Here is a 3,918-nt window from a genome sequence, read left to right on the forward strand (position 1 = left end):
GGCGCAATCGGTGACTGTCATCGACACGGTGTCACGCAAGAGCTTAGGAGAGATCGAAACGGCGGGCTGCGCGCTGATCTACCCGACCGGGCCTCGCGGCTTCTTCTCTCTGTGCAGCGACGGCGCCGCGCTGCAAGTGCACCTGGATGACAACGGGCAATTGGTCTCGAAGACGCGCAGCAAGATCCTGTTCAATCCGGCCGAAGACCCGGTAACTGAAAAAGGCGTGCGCGACGGTGCCACTTGGTTGTTCGCCACTTTCAGCGGCAACGTGCTGCCGATAGACACGACCGGCAAAGTTCCGCAGGTGCGGGCGGGCTGGTCGCTGCTGGACGCAGCGGCTCGCAAGGAATCGTGGCGGCCGGGCGGCATACAACATCTGGCATTCCATGAGCGTAGCAAGCGCTTCTACAGTCTGATGCATGTCGGCGGCGCCGATACCCACAAGGATCCCGGCACTGAAATCTGGGTCTACGATCTTGCCAAGCGCACGCGCGTTCAACGCATCGTGCTCAAGGACATCGCCACTTCGATCGCCGTGACTCAAGATGATAAGCCGCTGCTGTTCACGCTATTCATCGCCGCGCCGAAGGTGCAGGTCTACGATGCCATCTCGGGCGCCCATCAGCGCACGATCGAGGAGATTGGGTTCACTCCCACGACGCTCGTGACTCATTGAGGCCAGCGCTCATGCTTTCAGTCGAACCGCTGATTCAGTCGATCGTTGCCGTCACGCTGGCGTTGCTGTTCGCCAGCGCCGCCATTCACAAGCTGCGCGACTGGAGCCGATTCCGCGACACGCTCGGTAGATATGAGCTGTTGCCGGAAGCGTTGGTCCCGGCTTCTGCAGCGCTGTTGGTGAGTATTGAAATCGCGATTGTGCTTGGTGTGCTCTTACCGGCCACGCGCTCGGTCGCTGCCGCTGGTGCCTGCATTTTGTTACTGCTGTACGCAGCAGCAATGAGCTTCAATCTGCGGCGTGGGCGAGTGTTGCTCGATTGCGGCTGTGGCGGCTTCGGTGAGCGTCATCCGCTCGAATGGTGGATGGTCCGCCGAAATGTATTGCTGGCCGCGTTCTCGCTCGGTGCGGTCATGCCGGTGATGGAGCGAGCATTGGGGTGGGCGGATCTATTCGTGGTGAGTTGCGCGACCGCGTCGCTGGCGGGGTTGTACCTCGCGCATGCAACGCTTGCGGGCAACCGTGATTTCGTGGGGAGGTAGCCGTGTCGATTGCCGCGTGGACCATCATTTCGATCCTTTGGATCGTCGTCGTCGGGCTCATTTTCGTGGTCGTGGCATTGGCCCGGCAGGTGGGCATCATTCATGAGCGCATTCGGCCGGCGGGCGCGTTACATCTGGCCAAAGGCTTGAAGGTCGGGGAGGCGGCGCCGGTCATCGAAACCCCGGATGTCACCGGTCGCCAGCTGCGCATCGGCGCACCGAATACGCACGGGCGCGCCACGTTGATCGCCTTCGTCTCGCCGACCTGTCCCGTGTGCAAATCGTTGTTACCGGTGCTGCGTTCTATGCGCAGGAGCGAACGAGCCAATCTGGAGGTGATTCTGGCAAGCGACGGCGCTGCTGCCGAACACCTCGCATTCATCGCGAACGAGTCGCTCGAGGAATTCTCCTATGTGCTGTCCGAGCAACTCGGCATGACTTATGGAGCGAGTCGCTTGCCGTATGCAGTGCTGGTCGATGCCAGCGGCACGGTTCGAGCCAATGGGTTGGTCAATACGCGCGAGCATCTGGAAAGCTTGCTCGAGGCCCAGGCGCTGGGCGTGGCGAACATCCAAGAGTTCGCCGCCCGTAAACAACGTGATGTCGCGTGAGCGTGCCATGAACCGATACGACCGAATTTTCGAACGATGGAGCCGCTCGCTGGCCAAGGGTGTCTCCCGCCGGAGCATGATTCGTTCGCTGGGCGGGCTGCTGATTGGTGGAGCATCGCTGCCGTTGCTGCCGGTGGCGCGCGGTCAGAATGAAACGAGCGCGCCGACTGATGGCGATGTGAAGTCTTGCGATTACTGGCGGTACTGCGCGATCGACGGCTTTCTATGCTCATGCTGCGGCGGATCGGTGACGACTTGTCCCCCCGGCACCGAGCCCGCGCCCATCACTTGGGTAGGCACATGTCGCCACGCCAGCGATGGCAAGGACTACATCATCGCGTACAACGATTGTTGCGGTAAGAGTGCGTGCGGGCGCTGCCAATGCACTCGTAACGAGCGAGATCGGCCGACGTACGTGCCATACCTCGCCAACGATCTCAACTGGTGTGTGGGTAGCAATTCGAATGTTGCCTATCACTGCACCGTGTCGCGCATCGTAGGTGTCGCTGAGGGCTGAGATGAAGAGGCGGTTCGCGGCGACGTTGCTCATTGGCGCGGTCTGCGTGGCCGCGCCGGCGATTGCTGATGATGTCGAACGCCGAGCCAAGGAAGATTATCTACTCCACTGCATGGGCTGCCACGGTGAGCAGGGGCGTGGCCTGGTCGGCAAGGTGCCATCCTTCCCCGACGATCTCGGACGATTGCTCACATTGCCGAACGGGCGCGACTTCATTCAACGAGTGCCCGGCGTCACGCAGTCCGATCTCAGCTCAGTGCGACTCGCTGCAGTCCTCAATTGGATCGTGAAGACGTTTGCGCCAGCGGACGTTGCTGCTCGAACCGCACCATTCACAGTTGCGGAAGTAGAGCGACTGCGTACTCAACCTTTGCTCGAAGTGGCGCGAGAACGGCCCGCGTTGTAGCCGTTGTTTGTTTCTAGCGCGCGGCACTCGTCGCTGCTCTCCGGCGATTAGTTGACAAGTAAAGTAATCGTCCCTAGGCTATTTTCAGCATCCGCTGCTGCGATTCCAACCAACCCTGACGGACTGTGATGAGTAGCATTGACTGTCAACGTCACGTGCGCATGCCTTGGGGCGCGTTCGAGCAGGCATCGCAGACCTACGCGACGGGTGACTTCCTGCAGGTGCCGGCGCACGAGGATGTGCCGCTGACGCGACTCACTTATGGTGAGGCTCGCATCGAGACGGATCGACTCAGCGCGACGCTGCAGTCGCTTGGCTTCCAGCCCGGGCACCGAGTTGCGCTGGCATTAGGCAATACGGCTGACTTCTTTCTGTATTTCCTGGCATTGAATCGACTCGGCTGTAGCATCGTGCCCATCAATGCCGCCATGAGCCGGGACGAGCTGCGTTACGTGCTGGCTCACGCAGATATTTCTGCAGCGTTTGTTCGCAGCGCGTACGTCCAACGACTCAGTGAGGCGATGCCTCCGGGCCGGCCGGTGGTCGATGTTCAGCAGCAGCGTGACGTATTGATTGGACCTTACGGCGAGCCCACCGCAATGCCAGATGAAGCCGCGCTGCTATACACGTCGGGTACCACGGGAACGTCGAAAGGTTGTGTGCTCACCGATAGCTACTTCAGTCAGATCGGAACTCACTACACGACGCTGGGCGGATACTGCAGTTTTCGTCCTGGAGTGGAGCGCCTGGCCACGCCGTTGCCGGTGACCCACATGAATGCGCTGGGGTGTTCATTCATGGCCATGCTGCTCACGGGCGGCTGCCTGATTCAGCTGGATCGATTTCATCCATCGTCGTGGTGGAACACGATTCGAGACACGCGCGCGACGTGTTTTCACTACCTGGGCGTGATGCCCGCGATGCTGCTCGGTGCGACCCCGAGTGGGCAGGACGACCATTCATCGCAGATTCGTTTCGCGTTCGGTGCCGGTGTGGATCCCAAGCATCACGCTGCTTTCGAATCACGCTTCGGCGTGCCTTTGATCGAAGCGTGGGCGATGACCGAAACCGGCGGCGGTGCCTGGATCACTGCAAACGTTGATCCGCGCCATGTCGGCGAGCGTTGCTTTGGACGCATCCCCGAAGGACTGGAAGTTCGCATT

General features: G+C 60.7%; 6 protein-coding genes. All 6 read left to right on the forward strand.

The genetic code is table 11. The features are described from left to right. A partial coding sequence (locus JNL55_RS09840) for an amine dehydrogenase large subunit (RefSeq protein ID WP_293852501.1) occupies positions 1 to 679 on the forward strand: 679 nt, incomplete at its 5' end. An 11-nt stretch (positions 680 to 690) separates the two neighbouring features. Then, the gene (locus JNL55_RS09845) at positions 691 to 1,221 is read left to right on the forward strand and encodes a MauE/DoxX family redox-associated membrane protein (protein WP_293852503.1); all 531 of its coding nucleotides are present in this window, start codon (positions 691 to 693) and stop codon (positions 1,219 to 1,221) included. Between the two features lie 2 nt (positions 1,222 to 1,223). Beyond that, entirely contained in the window at positions 1,224 to 1,832 is a 609-nt protein-coding gene (gene mauD, locus JNL55_RS09850; protein WP_293852505.1) for a methylamine dehydrogenase accessory protein MauD, read from the forward strand. A gap of 7 nt (positions 1,833 to 1,839) precedes the next feature. Continuing rightward, complete coding sequence (locus JNL55_RS09855) at positions 1,840 to 2,349, forward strand: methylamine dehydrogenase light chain (protein ID WP_293852507.1); 510 nt, start codon at positions 1,840 to 1,842, stop codon at positions 2,347 to 2,349. Position 2,350: 1 nt separating this feature from the next. Then, positions 2,351 to 2,755 carry a c-type cytochrome gene (locus tag JNL55_RS09860; protein ID WP_293852509.1) on the forward strand — a complete coding sequence of 135 codons (405 nt, stop codon included), beginning with the start codon at positions 2,351 to 2,353 and terminating at the stop codon, positions 2,753 to 2,755. Positions 2,756 to 2,883: 128 nt separating this feature from the next. Further along, positions 2,884 to 3,918: AMP-binding protein (locus JNL55_RS09865; protein WP_293852511.1), on the forward strand; the 1,035-nt coding region annotated here is incomplete at its 3' end.

Origin of the sequence: Steroidobacter sp. (assembly GCF_016790065.1) — a bacterium.
Lineage (GTDB): Bacteria > Pseudomonadota > Gammaproteobacteria > Steroidobacterales > Steroidobacteraceae > Steroidobacter.

What these genes read in the sequence shown, in the direction of transcription:
- JNL55_RS09845 (WP_293852503.1), top strand. Translation starts at nt 691, where the DNA reads ATGCTTTCAGTCGAACCGCTGATTCAGTCGATCGTTGCCGTCACGCTG.
- JNL55_RS09855 (WP_293852507.1), top strand. Translation starts at nt 1,840, where the DNA reads ATGAACCGATACGACCGAATTTTCGAACGATGGAGCCGCTCGCTGGCC.
- JNL55_RS09860 (WP_293852509.1), top strand. Translation starts at nt 2,351, where the DNA reads ATGAAGAGGCGGTTCGCGGCGACGTTGCTCATTGGCGCGGTCTGCGTG.